At 60.7% G+C, this 20,101-nt stretch carries 16 protein-coding genes; 3 read left to right on the forward strand and 13 right to left on the reverse strand.

Annotated features, from left to right (window positions below; genetic code table 11):
- Window positions 1-33: 33 nt before the first annotated feature.
- The 6 genes from JHD62_RS17645 to JHD62_RS17670 form a co-directional block, all read right to left on the reverse strand.
- Window positions 34-795, reverse strand: a complete 762-nt coding sequence (locus JHD62_RS17645; RefSeq protein WP_199103997.1) for an ABC transporter substrate-binding protein — start codon at window positions 793-795, stop codon at window positions 34-36.
- A 20-nt stretch (window positions 796-815) separates the two neighbouring features.
- The gene (locus tag JHD62_RS17650; protein ID WP_199103998.1) at window positions 816-4,994 is read right to left on the reverse strand and encodes a PAS domain S-box protein; all 4,179 of its coding nucleotides are present in this window, start codon (window positions 4,992-4,994) and stop codon (window positions 816-818) included.
- Window positions 4,995-5,169: 175 nt separating this feature from the next.
- The gene (locus JHD62_RS17655; RefSeq protein ID WP_199103999.1) at window positions 5,170-7,359 is read right to left on the reverse strand and encodes a methyl-accepting chemotaxis protein; all 2,190 of its coding nucleotides are present in this window, start codon (window positions 7,357-7,359) and stop codon (window positions 5,170-5,172) included.
- A gap of 298 nt (window positions 7,360-7,657) precedes the next feature.
- Window positions 7,658-8,005, reverse strand: a complete 348-nt coding sequence (locus JHD62_RS17660) for a YkgJ family cysteine cluster protein (RefSeq protein ID WP_233161067.1) — start codon at window positions 8,003-8,005, stop codon at window positions 7,658-7,660.
- A gap of 247 nt (window positions 8,006-8,252) precedes the next feature.
- Window positions 8,253-8,858 carry a hypothetical protein gene (locus tag JHD62_RS17665; protein WP_199104000.1) on the reverse strand — a complete coding sequence of 202 codons (606 nt, stop codon included), beginning with the start codon at window positions 8,856-8,858 and terminating at the stop codon, window positions 8,253-8,255.
- An 87-nt stretch (window positions 8,859-8,945) separates the two neighbouring features.
- Window positions 8,946-9,875, reverse strand: a complete 930-nt coding sequence (locus tag JHD62_RS17670; protein ID WP_199104001.1) for a LysR family transcriptional regulator — start codon at window positions 9,873-9,875, stop codon at window positions 8,946-8,948.
- 98 nt (window positions 9,876-9,973) lie between these two features.
- On the opposite strand from JHD62_RS17670, the gene JHD62_RS17675 reads away from it, so the two are divergent.
- A complete protein-coding gene (locus JHD62_RS17675; protein ID WP_131354585.1) occupies window positions 9,974-10,945 on the forward strand; it encodes a bile acid:sodium symporter family protein in 972 nt (323 codons plus the stop codon).
- A 72-nt stretch (window positions 10,946-11,017) separates the two neighbouring features.
- On the opposite strand, the gene uvrB is transcribed toward JHD62_RS17675, so the two are convergent.
- Entirely contained in the window at window positions 11,018-13,030 is a 2,013-nt protein-coding gene (gene uvrB, locus JHD62_RS17680; protein WP_199104002.1) for an excinuclease ABC subunit UvrB, read from the reverse strand.
- A gap of 236 nt (window positions 13,031-13,266) precedes the next feature.
- Here uvrB and JHD62_RS17685 point away from each other — a divergent pair, with 236 nt between their 5' ends.
- Both JHD62_RS17685 and JHD62_RS17690 read left to right on the forward strand, forming a co-directional pair.
- On the forward strand, window positions 13,267-14,136 hold the full coding sequence (locus JHD62_RS17685; RefSeq protein ID WP_131354591.1) for a serine hydrolase: 870 nt from the start codon (window positions 13,267-13,269) through the stop codon (window positions 14,134-14,136).
- Between the two features lie 91 nt (window positions 14,137-14,227).
- A complete protein-coding gene (locus JHD62_RS17690; protein ID WP_199104003.1) occupies window positions 14,228-14,710 on the forward strand; it encodes a GNAT family N-acetyltransferase in 483 nt (160 codons plus the stop codon).
- Window positions 14,711-14,761: 51 nt separating this feature from the next.
- On the opposite strand, the gene JHD62_RS17695 is transcribed toward JHD62_RS17690, so the two are convergent.
- The 6 genes from JHD62_RS17695 to JHD62_RS17720 form a co-directional block, all read right to left on the reverse strand.
- Window positions 14,762-16,057: a flagellar assembly protein T N-terminal domain-containing protein gene (locus JHD62_RS17695; RefSeq protein ID WP_199104004.1), complete on the reverse strand. Its 1,296-nt coding sequence runs from the start codon at window positions 16,055-16,057 to the stop codon at window positions 14,762-14,764.
- On the reverse strand, window positions 16,057-16,707 hold the full coding sequence (locus JHD62_RS17700; protein WP_045848385.1) for an LPP20 family lipoprotein: 651 nt from the start codon (window positions 16,705-16,707) through the stop codon (window positions 16,057-16,059). Before JHD62_RS17700 ends, JHD62_RS17695 begins: the two co-directional genes overlap by 1 nt.
- 103 nt (window positions 16,708-16,810) lie before the next feature.
- Window positions 16,811-17,734, reverse strand: coding sequence for a GlxA family transcriptional regulator (locus JHD62_RS17705; RefSeq protein ID WP_199104005.1), 924 nt, complete (start codon window positions 17,732-17,734; stop codon window positions 16,811-16,813).
- A complete protein-coding gene (locus tag JHD62_RS17710; RefSeq protein ID WP_199104006.1) occupies window positions 17,724-18,632 on the reverse strand; it encodes an EamA family transporter in 909 nt (302 codons plus the stop codon). Before JHD62_RS17710 ends, JHD62_RS17705 begins: the two co-directional genes overlap by 11 nt.
- Before the next feature lie 60 nt (window positions 18,633-18,692).
- Window positions 18,693-19,244, reverse strand: a complete 552-nt coding sequence (locus JHD62_RS17715) for an isochorismatase family protein (protein WP_199104007.1) — start codon at window positions 19,242-19,244, stop codon at window positions 18,693-18,695.
- 104 nt (window positions 19,245-19,348) lie between these two features.
- Window positions 19,349-19,969, reverse strand: coding sequence for a LysE family translocator (locus tag JHD62_RS17720; RefSeq protein WP_199104008.1), 621 nt, complete (start codon window positions 19,967-19,969; stop codon window positions 19,349-19,351).
- Window positions 19,970-20,101: the final 132 nt, after the last annotated feature.

The raw sequence follows: 20,101 nt of genomic DNA on the forward strand, positions 1-20,101 counted from the left end.
GCCAGCATTCCGGGCGGCTGTCCGGCGCAGTCGCTATGGCACATGGTCGTAACGCGCCTCGATCTCGCGGTATGCGCCAGACTTGCGCAGCATTTCCAGGCCCCGATCAAAATTGTCACGCTGCCATTGATAGCGAAAGGCCATCTGGTAGGGTGTGGCCGGAAACAGCGGATAGACGGTCAGGGCTTGTCTGGCTGACTGTTCCGGCGGTAACTGGCGGTGGAAATACTGGATGATGCGCCAATCGCCGACAATGACATCCACCCGGCCAGCGTACAGCAGCAGGTTGCGGATTTGCTGGTCACCCTCTTCGCGATAGCGCGGGTTGCCATTGGCCATGGCTTCGAACTGTGGCCCCAGCAACTGGCGGGAGCGCTGGAATGAGCTGACGGAATAGCGAGACAGGTCGGCAATGTCGTTCAGCACCAGTTTGCGCTGCGCCAGCGCGACCGCCACATTGTGGTATTCCATATAGGGCTGGGAGAAATAAGCCTTGAGCCTGCTGTAGGGATTGGTGGTGGCAATACCGTCCAGACGCCCTTGCTGCAACATGCCCTGCAAGCGCTCCATCGGGGCAAAGAAAGGCTGTACTTCCATACCGGCCCGGCGTGCTGCGGCCACCACGATGTCAAACTCCAGTCCACGCCGTTCCGCCTCGAACACATAGGGAGGCTTGTTGCTGCCAAAGCCGATCTGCAACACCACGGCGCGACCGCTCCCCGCGCTCACGCCTTGCGGCAACACGCTGCACAACAATGTACACAAGCCAAACACGGCATTTCGTCTTGTTATCATTCTTGCCCTTGCTCAATGCTTCAGATAGCCGGACCCTGATCCATTTGCTGCCAGGCCGCCTGCTGCTGCCACTGCCGTATCCAGTCCGGCAGTGCTTGTGCCGGCATCGGCCGCGCAATGCCATAGCCCTGCACCAGGCTGCAGCCCAATTTGCGCAGGGCCATGCCATGCGCCATGGTTTCCACACCTTCGGCTATCACCTGGCGCTTGAATACTGCAGCCAGTTGAATCACCCCGGCCACGATGCCCAGGTCATCAGCATCATCCAGCATGCCCATGACAAAGCTCTGGTCGATTTTCAGGGTATCCAGCGGCAGCTTGCGCAGATAGGTCAGCGAGGAATAACCGGTGCCAAAATCGTCCAGTGCAAAATGCACACCCAGGGTGCGGCATTGCTGCATGACCCACAATGCCTGGTCCATATCATCCAGCGCAGCTGACTCCAGCACCTCCAGTTCCAGCAAGGACGGATCCAGCGCCGGATGGCTGCGCAATACCTGCTGCAAGTCCGGGCAGAAATCCGGGTGCAGCAGATAGTTGGCGCTGACATTCAGGCTGACCGCCAGCGGCATGCCCAGCTGCTGCCAGCTGGCAGCCTGGGCGATGCCCTGCTCCAGCACCCAGCGGCCAAAGGTGATTTCCAGCGCACTGCCTTGCAGCACCGGCAGGAAGTCTGCCGGTGCCAGCAGGCCCCGTTCCGGATGCTGCCAGCGTATGAGTGCCTCCAGGCCGATCAGCCGACCGTCTTGCAGATCCACCTTGGGCTGGTAGTAAAGCAGGAATTGCTGTTGCTGCAAAGCCTGGCCCAAAGCCTCCAGCATGCGGCGGTGCAGCTGTGCCTTGCGGTCGCCTTCCGGGTCGAACAGCTGGTAGCGGTTTTTGCCCGCCTCCTTGGCCTGGTACATGGCCTGATCAGCATGACGCAGCAGGGTATCGGCATCGGCATCGTCTTGCGGAAACAGGGTGACCCCCACGCTGGCACTGGTGCTGATGCTGGCGCTGGCAAGCGGCACTTCCTCTGCCACCGCAGCCAGAACGCGATCCAGAATGGGCATGCATTCCTCATTGTCTGCCAGGTCGGAAAGCAAGAGCACAAACTCGTCGCCACCCAGCCGGGCCAGGGTATCGCCAGCGCGCAGGACCGATTTGAGCCGCTCGGTCACCGCAATGAGTAATTGGTCGCCCGCTTCATGGCCGTGCAGGTCATTGACCGTTTTGAAACCATCCAGATCGAGAAAACACACCGCACAGCACTGTCCGGTGCGACGGCTGCGGGTGAGTGCCTGCTCCATGCGGTCGGACAGCAGCCGGCGGTTGGGCACGCCGGTGAGCGGGTCGAAGTTGGCAATGCGATCCAGTTCGGCCTCATGCGCCTTGAGCTGGGTGATGTCGGAAAAGATGCCGATGTAGTGCTGGATCTGGCCGGCCTGATCACGCACCACCGAAATGGACAAGAGCTCGGCATACAGTTCGCCATTCTTGCGCCGGTTCCATATTTCGCCGCGCCAGAAATCATGCTGGCGCACCATGGCCCACATGTCCTGATAAAAGGCCGGTCCGTGCTGGCCGGAGGACAGCAGCGCGGGTGAACTGCCGATGGCTTCGTGTTCGGCATAACCGGTGATGCGGGTAAAGGCGGAATTGACCTTGGTGATGCGCCCTGCCGGCGACACCACCATGATGCCTTCGTAGCTGCTGTCGAACACCACGGCGGCTTCTTTTTGCGCCTGGGCATGAATCTTGTGTTCGGTAATGTCGGTATGGGTGCCGGACATCATCAATGGCCGGCCTTCGGCATCGCGCTCCACCACCCGGCCGCGTGACAGCACCCAGCGCCAGCCACCGCTCAGGCTGTGGCAGCGCATTTCCATTTCATATGTCGGGCTGAGACCATCCAGATGGCGCTGCATGCTGCTTTCCACCTGCGGCAAATCCTCGGGGTGGATGTGGGACAACCACTGCTGCCGGCTGACCGGGCCGCTGTCTGCCGTGTAGCCCAGCATGGCTTTCCAGCGGTGGCTGACCTGGAAATCGTCGGTTTGCACGTTCCAGTCCCAATAGCCCTGGTCGGAGCCTTCAATCACCCGCGCCAGTTGCTGCTCGCGAGACAACAGCCTTTGCTCGGCCGCTTTCTTTTCCGTCAGGTCGCGGCCAAAGGCTATGTAACGGCCATCCTGCATGCGCACGGTGGTCAGCTCGGTCACCACCACGCCGCCATCGGCGCGGTTCAGCTCCCATTCGGAGCGGATGAAGCGCTGGTCCTGCAAGGCCAGCAGATGTGCAGGCAGCGTGGCCTGGCTGGAAGGTGCCAGCAAATCGACAATGTGCATTTGCAGAATCTGCGACTGGCTGTGGCCGGTCATGCGGCAGGCAGAAGGATTGGCAAACAGGTAATGGCCGTTTTCATCGGCAATCCAGATGGCATCGCCGGCTTCATTCAGCACCAGATGCAGGTCTTCATCCAGCCGCCGCCGTTCGGTAATGTCGGACAGCGTGCCCACCAGCCGCCACACCTCGCCGCTGGGACTGCGTTCCACTGCCCTGCCCCGCACGCGTACCCAGAGCAACTCGCCGTTGCGGGTCATCAGGCGGATGTCAAACTCCATCTGGCTGGTTTCACCGCGCAGGTGCGCGTTGAGGGCCTGCTGCCAGACTTCCAGGTCATCGCTGAACAACAGCTTGCGAAAGAAAGACACGTCGTGGGTATCGTCTTCCGGCGCATAGCCGGTGAGCGAGAAATAACGGGCCGAACGATAGACATAACCGGTGCGCAGGTCCCAGTCCCAGAAACCGTCGCTGGTGGCCTCCACCACTTGCTGCAGACGGCGTTCGCTGCTGCGGATCTGCATGGTCAGGCGCATGCGCTCGCTGATGTCCTGCACCGTGCCGTGTAGGCGCACCACGCGGCCATTTTCATCGCACACCGCCTCGCCGCGGGCGGTGATCCAGCGGTGCTCGCCATCCGGACGTATCACTTCGGCATCACACTGGTAGGCGTGGCCGTCATGCAGGCACTGTTCCACCAGCGCCGACAAATTGGCCCAGCTCTCCGGGGTAAAGTAGCTGGCCACTTCCGGATACACCGCCGGCGGCAAGTCCGTTGAACGGCCATAGATGTGGTAGATCTCGCTGGACCAGCTGTGCCTGTCCTGCAGCACATCCCAGTTCCAGTTACCGATACCGGCCAGCCGCTGTGCTGCCCGCAGCTCCGCCTCGCTGTCGCGCAGGCGCTGCTCGGCCTGCTTGTGCCGCGAGATATCACGCGAAATGCCGAACAGGCCCACCACCTGGCCGTCCAGATCGAACACCGGCCCTTTGCTGACCTGGAACACCATCTCCACTCCATGCGGCAGCCGCACATGTTCCTCATGCGCATGCAATGTACCTGCCTGCATGATGGCGCCGTCACTGCGCATCAGGCTGTCGGCCGATTCGGCATCGAACAAGGCGCGGTCATCCTGCCCGATGATTTCCGCCGCCGTGTGACCGACAAAACGGCAGGCCGCTTCATTCACCAGCAGGTAACGGCCTTGCCTGTCCTTGACGAACACCGCATCGGAAGTGCCGCTGACCACGGCATCCAGCAGGTTTCGATGGGTTTCGTTGCGCTGTGCCAGTCGTCGCAGCATGCCGCTGAACAGGCTGACCGTGACGCCGCAAAGGCCGAGAAAACCCCATTGCAAGGTATAAACCGGCGTACTTTCCGGGCTGTGGAAGTGTGGCGTGGCCATCAGGTCAATACCCAGCACAGCCAGCAAGGTAGCCAGCAGGCCCGGCCCCAGGCCTCCCAACAAGGCAGTCACCAAGACCGGGAACATCAGCATGATGAACATGGGCCGCTGATAAATGCTGATGGGCACCAGCTGGCGCAGGCCCAATGCCGCCAGCACGGCAACAATGGCAAACACATAACCCAGCCAGCCGGGGATGCGTTCCTTGCTCATGCGCTCCGACCAGCTTTCCAGCAGGCCGGCAGCGGCATTGTGTTCGGCCGGTGGTACGGCACGCAAAGAGAAATACAGCAGCGCTGCCGTCATCAGCACGAAGACGGCACCTTTCCAGGTGGAGAGTTCCAGCATGGTGGCAGGGTCGGCCAGCAAGGAAAGCAGGCTATCGGACAGCAATATCCACAGCATGGCCAGCACGCAATAGGCACAGACCACCAGCCGGATGAAACGGGTTCTTGCGGAAGCAACCATGCTGCGATGACCCTAATTCATGCTGTAAGGACAGCAGATAAAGTTTTGTTGATATGCCTTGCTGACTGGCCATGATACACAGCCCGGAGCTGTCGAACATAAATGCAGTCACACCTCATTGCCATACACCATCGGTAGTAGGGCGGCAGCGTGACCGGGCAGGCATTGAGGATGATCAGCGCAGGCGGAAGCGGCTGACAATGCCATGTATCTGTTCGACTTGCCCATCCAGCTTGGCCAGCGCATGGGCCGTGGCATCGGCCTCGCTGCGGGTTTCCGAGGCGCCACCGGCAATACCGCTCACATTGTCCGCCAGTTCGGCACAGCTTTGTTGTTGTTCGGCCACGTTCTGGCTGACCCCGCCCACCAGTTGCACCACCTCTGCCGCCTGCTGGCTGATGGTTTGTACCGATTCACCAGCCAGGTTGATGTTGTCCACACTGGTGGCCACGCTGTCTTCCACTTGCTGCATGTCCGCCACGGCAAGCTGCACCTGACTGCCAATGGATTTGACGATGGCCTCGATTTCACCAGTGGAACGGCTGGTGGAATCCGCCAGCTTGCGCACTTCGTCGGCCACCACGGCAAAACCGCGCCCGGCTTCACCGGCACGCGCAGCCTCGATGGCGGCATTGAGTGCCAGCAGATTGGTTTGCGCGGCCAAGGATTCGATGACGGCGACAATCCTGGTAATGGCGGCGCTGGAGTCCTGCAACTGATGCAGGCAGCTGGCGGTTTGTCCCACCGCAGCAGACACCGAGCGGATGTCATTCAGCGCGGTATGAATGATGGCCTTGTTCTGGTGTGCACGCTCTGCCGAATCGCTACACAGCGTGGCGGCCTTGTCCACCTTGCGCAGGATGTCCAGCATGCCGCCGTTCAATTGCTGCAAGGACTGGTCAATATGCTGCGACGCCCGCTCGCCTGTTTCGGCCACCATGCTCAAATGCTGTGAGGTAACGCCCATATTGCGGTTGGCTTCCACCACGGCCTGCAGGCAGGTTTCCACTTGCAACATGCCGTCCTGCAGGGCTTGCAACAGGCGATTGAGGGCCTCGCCAGCCCTGGCCGCCTGCTTGCTGCACAAGCCTTCCACCCGCCGGGTGAGGTCGAAGTTCTCCGCCACGGCAATCATGGTGGATTCGATGCGGCGCAGGTCGTAAATCTGCTTGAAGGTTTGATACTGGCGGTACACTACGAACAGCCCGAACAGGAACAGCAGGCCCAGCACCAGTCGCACCACCAGCATGGTATTGCGCTGACTGGCATACAAGGGAGCCAGCTGCCGCTCCAGCTGCGCCGGGGTCAGGTAGTAGTACAGCGTCCATGGCTTGTCGCTATGGATTTTCACGGGCAGGCTGAGCCAGGCACCACCCAGTGCAGCCGCCTGTTGCTTGCCACTGAGCAAGTCGGGCAGCACGGTATTGCGGCGGTCGAAGATACGGATGCCGCGCTCGGCATTGACCAGCGCAAAATTACCGGCCTCCTCCGGCATTTTCAGCCCGGTTTTGGCCGCTTCTTCCTTGTCTTTGGGGGTAAGAACCAGGAAAGGCATGTTGAGCAACGCTGCCTCGAATACATTGGCGCGCACGATGGACGACACCACCCCGATGAACTGGTGCTGCATATCGTAGACCGGCACGGAATACAGGAAGCCGGAAGCGTCGTACACATTGCACTGCGATTTGGAGTAGTACTGGGTATTGTCGCAGGTACGCATCAGCGGCGAAGTGACTGCCGGGATGTCATCCAGCACCTTGAAATCAAAGCGCGGGTGTGAGGCTTTCAGCTCGGCCAGCTGGGTGGGGAAATAGCTGTATTCCTCGTCTTCCAGTTGTTCAGGGACGTCCGGGTCCTTGCTTTTGGCCTCGTCCTCGTCTTTTTTCCCGCCTTCCGGTTCCAGTCGCACGGTATCAAACATGAAAAAAGGCACCTGGCCTTTCTTGAAGTCCAGCCCGTCCATGACAGCGTAAACTTCTGACACCCGGGTGCGGCTGACCAGGTTGTTGAACACCTGTTGCACAGTCAGGAAAGCATCGGCGGTAAAGCGGTGATTGGCCACCACATCTTCTTTTTCATCCGCCCGGTTACCCCCGCGGATTTGCCGCACACTGGGCATCAGGCTGATGGTGCGGGTGTTTTCATACATGGTGTTGAACATGTCCTGCACCAGCTTTTGCTTGCGCTCCAGCTGCGGCATGGCCTCTTGCTGGATCACCTGCTCGCGCGCACTGGCCAGACGCCCGGCAGACCAGCGCTGCATGGCCCACTCGCTGGCAATCAGCACCATGGCAAAGCCAATCAGCAGATAGCACAAACGTGCAAACAGGAAAACCTTCCACGGCGACCGGCTTCTGTTTGTCATGTTTGCTCAACTTTAAATTAATGAATGAAGATTACCTGCTCCCGATATCAGGGTTATAGGAAGAAAACAGGCCATGCGGTAGCTGTTTTGCTCAGGCTGAACCAGCCCCAGCGATACACGCCCTGTACACGGAACAATACAGGCATCAAAACTCATCCAGCATTAAACTGGAAAAGACACCGATTATTTAGCAACTTACGATTTAAATCATTGCTTTATCACGATTTAGACCAACAGCAAGCCGGCTACCGAGCAAGGCAGGCAGAGGGTCGCCCAGCACCGGAGCCTGCTGCCGGTTTCAGCCTTGACGGAGTGCCAGAACGGGCAACTCCGGCAGGCCATGCTTGTGCCTGGCTTTGCGGCATTGGGCATCGCCCGCCTGCACCTCGTGACATGGCGAGGGGCGCTGGGCATACAGGCTGCAGGACACGGACTGTCCTACTTCGCCCTGCAAGGCCATACAGCGTGGTGCAGGCTGATTGGTGCCGCGCAAACAGGCATGCCAGGGGCTGGCTTGCTCCAGCGCGGTATCGGGCAGGCCAAGGCTGACAGCCTCGGTCCAGTAGAAGGAAACACGAAAACTGGCGCAACAGGCGCCGCAATCCAGACAAGGATTGAGAGTGACAGTGGCAGGAGCGTTCATCATTGAGCGTGTCAGACAAAGTGATGGACCAGGTGCAGGCCGGTAGCGGCCATGGCTGTGTGACTGCACCGCGGCCAGCGTGCATGCTGGCGCTACGGATGCCGCCGGGCAGCACTATACCTGCCTGTCATCACCCGGAAAAGTCTGACTTATTTTGCAATGCAGCAAGACGTCAACGCACTGATATGCACATGCTCAAGCTGTCACGAAAAGCATCAAGCCGGCATGGGCAAAGCCATGTTCCGCCGAATCACTTTTCACCAGGGCAGGTCTGCGCCTGATTGTTCAAACCCTGCTTTTCCACCCGGAAGCGGGCGACGGTGCGTCCGTCCTGCTGCTGCAGAGTGACGACATACAGGCTGTCGAAATCGCTGTAATGCCAGGCAGGCACCTGGGCCGGGTCTGCCCCGTAGCGGCCAAGCAGTTGCGCCGCCATCTTTGCCACCAGCCGGTGCTCCCATGATACGAACACGGTGGCGTCCCGGTTGGCCGGGCTGGTGATGGCGGCCTCCAGCGCGTCCAGTTCATCCAGGCCAAAGTCGGTATTCACCGGCAAACCCAGACGGATGGCGGTGGGCTCGATGGTGGCCAGCGGACGGATGTAGTTGTACGGCACGCCGCCGTCTTTCTTGCGGATGCCGGGATTGGGGGCGAACAAGGCAGCCGGTCGGTCAAAGCGGGCGGCCAGTACCGCAGGCAGTGCCAATGCCCGGTTCAGCCCCTGGCAACTGAGCTGCCCGAGACCAGCAGCCGGTTTCTCCGCATGACGGAACAGCACGATGGTTTCATCGGCCAGACTGGAACCTGCCAGCAACAGGCCGGCACAGAAGGTCAGGGAAGTCAGTGTTTTTTTCATCAGGATGATCCGGTAAGGCCTGCTGGCAGAAAATGCTGGCAGGCTAGCAGAAAAGCAGCCGTGCTGACCAATCACGTCGGCTTGGGCTCAGGCTACCATCCCGCCCACATGCTGGCTGGCCAGCGTCTGCAATTGCGGCCCCAGTTGCAAGGCCAGCTGCCACAAGCGTTCTGCCACCGGCGATAAGGAGCGCTGGCGTCGGCGGATCAGCATGATGCTGCGGCGCTGTTCCGGCAGCAGCGGTCGTACGGTCAGGCTGGCTCCGGCAGGCAATGGCAGGGCCAGCCCCGGCGACACGCTGATACCGATACCGGCTTGCACCATCTGGAAAACCGAGCTGGAATGCCCCAGTTGCTGGGCTACCGGGCAGTGCACCCCCTGGCTGGCCAGAATGCGGTCTATCACCGCCCTGCTGCCGGAACTGTAATCCAGCAACACCAGCGGCAGCCCGTCCAGTGCCTGCCACGGCACGGCATCCATGGCGGCCAGCGGATGGTCACCACGGCAAATCAGCCAGAAACCATCATCCAGCAAAGGCTGGCATTCCAGATCATCCACCAGGCCCGGCTCCACCACGATGCCGAAATCCACCTCGCCACTGCGCACGCTTTCCACATTCAGGCGCTGTACCTGGTCGTGCAGCACCGGACGGATGTGTGGAAACTGGCGGGCACATTGCGCCAGCAAGCTGGGCAGCAAGCTGGCGGACAAGGTGGGGCTGCTGGCGATATGGACGGTGCCATGTGCCTGCTCGCCTTCCTTGCGCGCCTCTTCCAGCAACAGCTGCAACTCATCCAGCAAGCGGGATAGCTGGCCGGCAAAACGCAGGCCGGCAGCGGTGAGCTCCACCTCGCGCGTGGTCCGGTCCAGCAGGCGCATGCCGAGTTCGGCTTCCAGCTCGCGGATGCAACGGCTGACAGCGGGCTGGGTCAGGCCGATTTCGTCCCCGGCCCGGCTGAAACTGCGCAGGCGTGCCACCGCCCGGAACACCTGTAACTGGCGCAAACTGACATTCATGACTTTTTCTTATCTATTGATCTGATAAATCAATTTGTAGTCTGAATGTTTTCACGGTTCAATAGCAAGCTGATTTCCCGCTGCAATAGGGCATTCTCATGCTGAAAATGATTGATTCCTTCACCCTGGCGCTGATTGCCACGGTCACCCTGGCCAGCCTGCTGCCCTGTCAGGGCGAGGTGGCCCAGGCCATGAACCTGATCACCACCCTGGCCATCGGCCTGCTGTTTTTCCTGCATGGGGCCAAGCTGTCGCGCGAAGCCGTGATTGCCGGTGCCACCCACTGGAAGCTGCACCTGACGGTAATGGCCTGCACCTTTGTACTGTTTCCCGTGCTGGGGCTGGCGCTCAAGCCGCTGCTGGGCCCGCTGGTGACGCCGGAGCTTTACTTGGGCGTGCTCTACCTGTGCATGCTGCCGTCCACTGTGCAATCGTCGATTGCCTTTACCTCGATGGCGCAGGGCAATATCCCGGCGGCCATTTGTAGCGCCACGGCGTCCAATATCTTCGGCATTTTCATCACGCCCTTGCTGGTGGGCATGCTGGTGATCAGCCATCACGGCAGCGACCAGGGCATGGGTTCCATCACCGACATCGTGTTGCAACTGCTGCTGCCTTTTATTGCCGGCCAGATTGCCCGCCGCTGGATTGGCGGCTGGGTGGACAAGCACAAGCCGCTGCTGCGCTATGTGGACCAGGGCTCCATCCTGCTAGTGGTGTACACCGCTTTCAGTGCGGCAGTGATTACCGGCCTGTGGCAACAAACCCCGCCACAATCCTTGCTGGGCCTGCTGGTAGTGTGTGGCCTGCTGCTGGCCATCCTGCTGGGGTTGACCGCCTACTCCAGCCGCAAGCTGGGTTTTGACCGGGCCGACCAGATCACCATCGTGTTCTGCGGCTCGAAAAAAAGCCTGGCCAGCGGTGTGCCAATGGCCAAGGTGCTGTTTGCCGGCCACCCCATCGGCTCCATCGTGCTGCCCTTGATGCTGTTTCACCAGATCCAGCTGATGACCTGCGCGGTACTGGCACAACGCTACCGCAAGCAGCAACTGGCAGCCCAGGCGGCATAAATACGGCTCACTCAGGACAAAGCCCCATCAGCATTACACTGGCGGGGCTTTTCGTTTGCATGACAACAGCGCTTACAAATCGCTGATGAACATCTTTTCCTTCAGCGCCTTCAATTCGTCGCGCAGACGGGCGGCTTTTTCGAACTCCAGATTGCGCGCCGCTTCCATCATGTCCTTCTCCAGACGCTTGATTTCCTTGGCCAGCGTCTTTTCGTCCATCATCGCCACCTTGGCGTCATCCACCAGCCGCTTGCGCTGGTCTTCCACGCTGTACACGCCGTCGATGATGTCCTTGATCTTTTTGTTGATGCCCTGCGGCACGATGCCATGCTCGGCATTGAAGGCCAGCTGCTTGGCGCGGCGTCGTTCGGTTTCGTCCATGGCGCGGCGCATGGAATCGGTGATGCGGTCGGCGTACAGCAGCGCCTTGCCGTTGAGGTTACGCGCGGCGCGGCCTATGGTCTGGATCAGCGAGCGGTCCGAGCGCAGGAAGCCTTCCTTGTCCGCGTCCAGAATGGCCACCAGGCTGACTTCCGGAATATCCAGCCCCTCGCGCAGCAGGTTGATGCCGATCAGCACGTCGAACATGCCCAGGCGCAAGTCACGGATGATTTCCACCCGTTCCACGGTATCGATGTCGCTGTGCAGGTAACGCACCTTGATACCGTGTTCGGTGTAGTAATCCGCCAGTTGCTCAGCCATGCGCTTGGTCAGCGTGGTCACCAGCACCCGCTCGCCCAGGTCCATGCGCAGGCGGATTTCCGATAGCAGATCGTCCACCTGAGTCGCTACCGGGCGGATTTCAATCACCGGGTCCACCAGGCCGGTAGGACGCACCACCTGCTCCACCACCTGACCGGCGTGCTCTTTTTCATAAGCTGCCGGGGTGGCAGACACAAACACCGTCTGCGGCATCAGCTTTTCGAATTCGTGGAATTTCAGCGGCCGGTTGTCCACGGCGGAAGGCAGGCGGAAACCATAATCCACCAGATTGCTCTTGCGCGCGGCATCGCCCTTGTACATCGCCCCCACCTGCGGCACGGTGACATGGGATTCGTCGATGAACATCAGCGCATTCTTGGGCAGGTAGTCGATCAGCGTGGGCGGGGCATCCCCCGGCGCGCGACCGGAAAAATGGCGCGAGTAATTTTCGATGCCCTTGCAAAAGCCCATCTCGTACAGCATTTCCAGGTCGAAACGGGTGCGCTGCTCGATGCGCTGCGCCTCCACCAGCTTGCCTTCCTTCTGGTACCACTCGATACGCTCGGCCAGCTCCAGCTTGATCTTTTCGCAGGCCTTGAGCACGGTGTCGCGAGGCGTCACATAGTGGCTGGACGGAAACACGGTATAGCGGCCCACACGCTGTTTGGTGACGCCTGTCAACGGATCGAACAGGGTAAGCGTTTCCACTTCATCGTCAAACAGGCTGACGCGTAAGGCGGTATCGCTGCTTTCCGCCGGAAAGATGTCGATCACATCGCCGCGCACCCGGAACGTACCACGGCCGAAGTCCACATCGTTGCGGTCGTACTGCATGGTGGTAAGCCGGCTGATGATACTGCGCTGCGGGGTCGTTTCACCCTCTTTCAGATGCAAAATCATCTGGTGGTAGTCGGATGGATCGCCAATACCGTAAATGGCCGACACCGTGGCCACGATGATGCAGTCCGGCCGTTCCAGAATGGATTTGGTGGCGGACAGCCGCATCTGTTCGATGTGTTCATTGATGCTGGAGTCTTTTTCAATGAACAGGTCGCGGCTGGGAACGTAAGCCTCCGGCTGGTAGTAGTCGTAGTAGGAAACAAAATACTCGACTGCATTTTCCGGGAAAAACTCGCGCATTTCGCTGTACAGCTGCGCCGCCAGCGTCTTGTTGTGCGCCATGATGATGGCCGGCCTGCCGGTGCGGGCAATGACATTGGCCATGGTGAAGGTTTTGCCCGAACCGGTGACCCCCAGCAGGGTTTGATAGGACAAGCCGTCTTCCAGGCCCTCCACCAGCTGGGCAATGGCATTGGGCTGGTCGCCAGCAGGCGGGAAGGGCTGGTGCAAACGGAAGGGACTATCCGGAAAGGTAAGCAGCATGGTGTTTTCGCGCGGTTCAAGTGTGACGATTTTACGCCGATAACAGGATGAACTCACTCCCGGCGCATAATTGATTTTTATCTGTGAAATTGCCTGCCACAGAGGCAAAACATTGTTTAAAATGTAGGCAACCCGATCACGAGCCGAGATGAAGAATCCTTGCCCATCAACATGGTGGTGACAAGCGTTTCTGCAAGGCTGTATCTCCAACGACAAGACACGGGAGTGTATCTCTTATGCTGAGAAAATTTGCCGCCCTGCTGGTTTCCGCCGCCCTGGCGATGCCGGCAGTGGCCGCGCCACCTGCTGGCGTCATGGTTGCCAGCCAGATGGCCAACCATGCCGTTCCGCGCCTCAATTCGCATTCGGTGCTGGTTCTTAACGGCAACACGGGTGAACCGTTGTACGAAAAGAACATCCACCAGCGCATGCCCATTGCCTCCATCACCAAGCTGATGACGGCCATGGTGCTGCTGGATTCCGGGGTTTCGCTGGATCAGGAAGTATCGGTTTCCGATGCGGAAATCGACCGCCTGAAGAACACTACCTCGCGTCTGGCCGTGGGCACCACCCTGCCGCGCAAGGAAATGTTGCTGCTGGCGCTGATGTCCTCGGAAAACCGTGCGGCGGCCACACTGGCACGCACCGCCCTGCCCGGTGGCACCGCGGCCTTTGTCGAACGCATGAACAAGAAGGCACGCAGCCTGGGCATGAACGAAACAGTGTTCTACGACCCGACCGGCCTGGACCTGCGCAACACTTCCACCGCGAATGACCTGGCGCGCATGGTAAAAGCGGCACACAACTACCCGCTGATCCGCGCCTTTACCACCACGCCAGAGCACCAGATCGTGTCGGTACACAACCGCGTGCTGCAGTATCGCAACAGCAATGCACTGGTACGTGAAGGCAACTGGGACATCAGCGTCCAGAAAACCGGTTACATCCAGGAAGCCGGCCGCTGCATGGTGATGCAGACTACCGTGGGTTCACAGCCGCTGATCATTGTGCTGCTGGCCGCTGGCGGCAACTCTGCCCGTGTCAATGATGCGCGCAACATCAAGACCTGGCTGGAATCGCATCCGGGCAATTGGCTGGCAGGTTGAATCCTGCAGGCACAGACACAGGGCCGGGCAACCGGCCTTTTTTCATCATGACAAGGCAGACAGGCTCGCAAGCCCGTATCAGGAGTCACCGTTGACCATTACCATCCGCCCCGCCACCCGCGCCGATGCCGCGCTGATCCTGAATTACATCCGCGAACTGGCCATTTATGAAAAGGCCGAACACGAAGTGGTGGCCAGTGTGGCCGATATCGAACAGTCCCTGTTCGGCCCGGACAGCACTGCTCATGGCCTGATCTGCCTGCAAGACCAGCAGCCGGTGGGCTATGCGGTGTATTTCTTCAATTATTCCACCTGGCAGGGCAAGTCCGGCCTGTATCTGGAAGACCTCTACATCACCCCGGCGGCGCGTGGCAGTGGTGCCGGCAAAAAGCTGTTGCGTCACCTGGCGCAGCTGGCCGTGGCCCGTGGCTGTGGCCGCTTCGAATGGAGCGTGCTGGACTGGAACCAGCCTGCCATTGATTTTTACGAGTCGTTTGGCGCCGCCGCCCAGTCCGAATGGGTGAAATACCGGCTGGCGGGTGATGCCCTGCTGACGTTTGCCGAGCAGGCCTGAAGAAACCAGCTCCAGCAAAAAGCCCCGCACTTGCGGGGCTTTTTAGTCAGATCAACGTCGGGTCATGAAGCGGACGTAATCGCCCTCTTCCACCTTGAGCCTGGCGCTTTGCACCTGGGCAATGGAAAAATTCGGCTGCACCTGGGTCAGGGTAATGGTGCCGGACAGGTCCTCCGGCACGCCCAGTTCCCGCACGCCACCGCCACTGCGCACGATCTGCGCCGAACGCGGTTTGTACAGCAGCATCTGGTCGCCCACTTTCATGCCATCCAGCCCACCGGCATTGATGAACACCTGACGGCCATCTTCCACCTTCACCACCTTGGCCGATAAGGGAATGCAGCTGAGTACGTCGCCCAATTGACGGGTGGCCTGATCCAGCAGCTCATTCACTACTCGGCCATAGTCGCCGTCCCAGAAAGCGGCAGTGGCAAAATCCACCGGCAGCTGTGCCACCACCTTGCCGCGGGCAAGCTGGCTGATGCGCTGGTCGGCCAGCACGGCACCGGTCAGGGCATCGTAAACCCACACTTCCATATCGAACTGTCGTGCCGTCGGCACATATTTGAAGGCTTGGCCAAACATCCCCGCCAGCGGGCCGGTGTAGTAGGCACCTTGCTCGCTGGTATTGTTGGACTCGAACATGCTGCGCCGCACCCCCTTGGCCACCACGCCGGTAGACAATACCCGGCCGGCCACCACGAACTGCACGTCCTCACGTCGCCCCAGCTCGCGCACCGTTTCCCAACCGGCAACCGGCTCGTCCGCTGCCATATTGCTCAGCACGGTCAGATGCCCGGCATTGCGCACATCAAACTGGCTTTGCTGGCGCAGGCGGCGCGCCAGGTCGGCCGGCAGTGCGGTGGCGAGATTGCGCAGGTCGTTGGCTTCGGACGGGTTCACCACATAAAAGTAGGTGGTCAGCAATTTGCGACGCAGGTTGCGGCCAGCGGGCATGCCGCAGCTGGCGTTCTGCGCCGGGGTGGGCGCACTGGCTACCGGGCCGGTGGCGCTGGCTTGCGGGTCTATGCTCAGCCTCACGTGATACATGCCGTCCTTGCTGTATTCCAGCAGGATTTTCACCTTGCCTTGCAAGGCCGGTGCGGACAGCACACTGCTTTCGCTGAGATTGCCGGACTGCATCAGTTGCAGCGATTGCAGCTCGGCACCATTGCTGATTGCCGCCTGCTGCAGGGCGTCACGGATGGCCATTTCGCGCGCGGCCGGGCTGCCGGCTTCCATGTCGGCAACCCCTTCCGCCTCGATGGGCGCAGCCAGCAGCGGGGCAGAGAATGCAAAAGCCGCCACAAGGGCGGCCATCAAGCGGTAAACACGCCGTGTCATCATCAGTGGGCTACGTAGTAATTGCTTTCGTAACGGGTGGCACCGCAGTTGCCTTCGGCGCACTCCAGACCGGCCACACCATTTTGCTGGGCAGCCTTCATCACACTACCAGTTTTTTCCAGCGCGTTCTTGTATTGCTTGTAGAAATCCTGATCCAGGGTGATTTCCGCCACGGCTTCGCTGGTGCCATCCGGCTGCATGGTGGTGGAAACCAGATGCACGCCGCGCAGATAGGCATCCACGTAAGTGCGGAAGCCGTCGCTGGTGGCCACCATGTTGGCTACCGAGCTGTTACCCACCAGCTTCAGGCCTTGCACCTGTTCGGCAATGGAGCGGAAGGCGTCCAGCCGCGCGGCACGCATGGACAGCAGCTTGCGCTGGGAAGGTGTCAGGGAAGAGGAATACGGAGCTGCCCCGCTGCCGGTGGCACGGATCACGATGGGCGCATTGGGGTTGACCTCTTTCACCACCACACGGGGTGCTTCCGGCTCGATGCCGGCACCGGCATAGCCCACACCGGTAAACGCGGTATTGCTGGCAGCAGGTTCGGGCGCAGCGCGCGGCGCTTCGGCAACAGGCTGGCTGGCAGAGGCACAGGCAGTCAGACCCAGCAACAGGGATACGGCGGCCAAATGACGAGTGCAGGTGTTCATGACGGTGACCATTTCTACTTGTTCTTGGGACAAAGGCAGGCGCACGCGGGCGTAGCGTCAGCATTATATCGACAGCAACAAGGTTAACTTTAGTTAATTTTCGTCAGGATGCAGCTGCTGCCTGTTGCACACGCTGCCATTGCCGGGCCGAGGAGAAACCGGCGGCCAGCGCGGCCTTTTCCTTGGACAGGCCACTGGCCCGCCATTGCCCGGCCAGCGCGGCGCGCAAGCCAAGGTGGTAATCGTGCACCGATACACCGGCATGCTCGCGGAACAGGCGGGACAGATGGCGCACGCTGACATGCACCTGATCGGCCAGGGTGGCCAGGCTCCAGTCCTGCTCCGGGTTGGCGGCGATCAGGTCCTGCACCTTGTGCACGGCGGGATGCAGGTGATTGCGGTGCGCCAGCCACGGTGAAAGCTGGGCATCCTGACCGGCACGGCGGAAATACACCACCATCTCGCGCGCCACCTCGCGCGCCGTAGCGGCACCGGCCAGCAGGCTGATCAGCTGCAAGGCCAGATCAATACCAGCCGTGATGCCCGCACTGGTCCACACGCTGCCATCCTGCACGAAAACGCGGTTCTCCAGCACCTGGGCACTGTTGTCGGTCTGGCGCAGCCGTTCAATCAGGCTGTGATGGGTGGTGCACTGACGGTGTGCCAGTAATCCGGCCATGCCGGCCAGCAAGGCTGCCGAGCAAATGGTGGCCAGCTGATGATGCTGGGGCTGGAAGCTGCTGGAGAGCCAGCTGACAATCTGCTGCGCCTCCGGCATGGCGTAGGCCTCGGCCGAGCAGTCGGCACCGGGAATCAGAATCAGGCTGCCCTCCGGCAGTTGCCGGGGTAATGGCTGCAGCCCGCCCACAGGCAGGCCAAGCGAACACTGCGTGGCGGTGTCACAGGCGGCATAGTGCAGCCGGAATGGCGCACCGAACTCGGTGGCAATACGGAAGGCTTCGGCCGGACCGGCAAAATCCAGCAGCATGAAGCGCGGCGGCAGCACAAACCAGATATCACGTGCCATGGGCCACCACCCCGCGCCGCCAGCGTGCCAGCAACATGCCACCAAACACGTTCACCACCAGTCCGGCCAGCAACAGCACACTGCCCACTGCTTGCAACAGGCTCAGCCTTTCGCCCAGCAACAATGCGGAAGTGAGCACCCCCACCACCGGCACCAGCAGCGAGAACGGGGCTACTTTATTGGCCGGATGGCGACTGAGCAGGCGGCTCCACATGCCATAACCCAGCAAGGTGGCCATGAAGGCGAGATAGGCCACCGCCAGGAAGGAACCGAGCGAAAAATGGCGCAAGGCGATCTCCATGCGCTGCGGCCCTTCCAGCCACCAGGACAGCGCCAGATACGGCAGCGGCGGCACCAGGCTGGACCACACCACCAGATTGAGCGGCTCCACCTTGTGCCCGGCCTTGCCCATCAGCCGGACGATGATATTGGACGAAGCCCAGCAGAACGCCGCCGCCAGCGTCAGGCCAAAGCCGATGGCCGTCATGCTGCCGCCCTTGGCCAGCCCGATCAGCGCCAGCCCGGCACAGGCACACAACAAGCCCAGGATTTGCGCCGCCTGCCAGCGCTCATGCAGCATGAAGCCAGCCAGAATCAGGGTAAAAAAGGCCTGCGACTGCAAGACCACCGAGGCAAGCCCGGCCGGCATGCCCAGCTTGATGGCGGAAAACAAAAAGGCAAACTGCCCCACACCCACGCTCAAGCCATATGCCGCCACCCAGCCCCAGGGCAGCGTGGGCCTGCGCACCAGCAGCACCGCCGGAAAAGCCGCCAGCATGAAGCGCAAGGCACCCAGCAACAAGGGCGGCACATCGGCCACACCGTACTTGATCACCACGAAATTGACGCCCCAGATCAGCACGATGGCCAGCGCCTGCAATACATCCTTCAAGGGCATGAAACTTGCTCCAAAACAGCAGCAGGCCGCCATGGCCTGCCTGCCGGATAAATGAATCGTCTACAGCCGCGCCAGTACCTGTTCCACCGTCACAATGTCGGCAAAACGCCCGGCCAGCACCAGCTCGGTTTTTTCCCGGATTTCATCCGCGCTGTACAGCTTGCCGCTGAGCGGGTGGCGCATGGCAAAGGTGAGCGTGGCTTCAGTGACAAAGTCCACCGCAAAACCCAGATCGGACGCCACCCGGGTGGTGGTTTCGCAGCACTGCTCGGTGCGGATGCCGGACACCAGCAACTTGCCGATGCCACGCTCGGCCAGCCAGGGCTGAAGGCCGGAATCCAGCATGGCATTGTGCACGTGTTTGATGAAGATGGCATCCGGATTGGCTGGTAGCCAGGCCATGGGCCGCACAAAACCACTTGCCGCAGCAAACGGGCCGTCGCCATCCTCGTGCAATACATACAGCACTGGCACATCCGCCGCCCGCGCCCCGGCAATCAGCGCCAGCACATGCTGGCGAAACGGCGGCAAGGCCGTTTCGTCCCAGTAGTCGCGCTGCAAGAAGGAATCCTGCACATCAATCACCAGCAAGGCCGCCTTGTTTGCATCCATGTCATCCACTCCCTGTTGCAGTTGATGGACATAGTCTAGGCGCTTGCAAAGTCAGGCGGCATGACGGTGCCAGACAAGATACTGCCAAATCAGGACATCAGGCATCACAGCATGCCCGGCCAGGCGCGCTGCACTTCGTCCAGCAACAGGTAGAGTGCGGTTGCCGCCATCAACAGCCCCATACCCAGATTGAACAGCACCAGACCGCGCGCACCGCTGAGCAGATGGCGCAGCCGCTCCCCCATCCAGGCCCACAGGCTGATACAGGGCAGGTTGACCACGGCAAACACCAGTGCCATCAAGAGGGCGGCGCTCAGCCGGGTTTCTGCCGATGCCGGCATGAACAGGATGGAGGCATTGAGCACCATCACCCAGGCTTTGGGGTTGACCCACTGGAACAAGGCCGCAGCCCAGAAACCCATGGGCCGGCCGGTTTCCCCACCCTGCGGCGCGGCAGAGCGGGCAATTTTCCACGACAGGTACAGCAAGTAGATACAACCGGCCACCGCCAGTGGCAAACGGGCCGCCTGTACCCATTGCAAGGCCCAGGCCAGCAAACAGGCGGTGATGAACACCTGCGCCGAACAGCCGATGCTGATACCCAGCATGTGCGGCAAGGTGCGGCGAAAGCCGTAATTGACGCCGGAGGTGGCCAGCATCAGGTTGTTGGGACCGGGCGTGATGGACATCACCCCCACATAAGACATCAGGGCAAACTCCAGCATGTCAGGGCTCCTTGTCACCGTGCATGCGCCGGATGGCGCTGCTACCCCTTCATGCTACGGAGCCAGGCCCGATGGTGACAGATTCAACAATTCACTATTGTGATGGTGACAGTGAGCGGTTTACCCCAACTG

Source organism: Aquitalea sp. ASV11, assembly GCF_016429185.1.
Classification (GTDB): Bacteria; Pseudomonadota; Gammaproteobacteria; order Burkholderiales; family Chromobacteriaceae; genus Aquitalea; species Aquitalea pelogenes.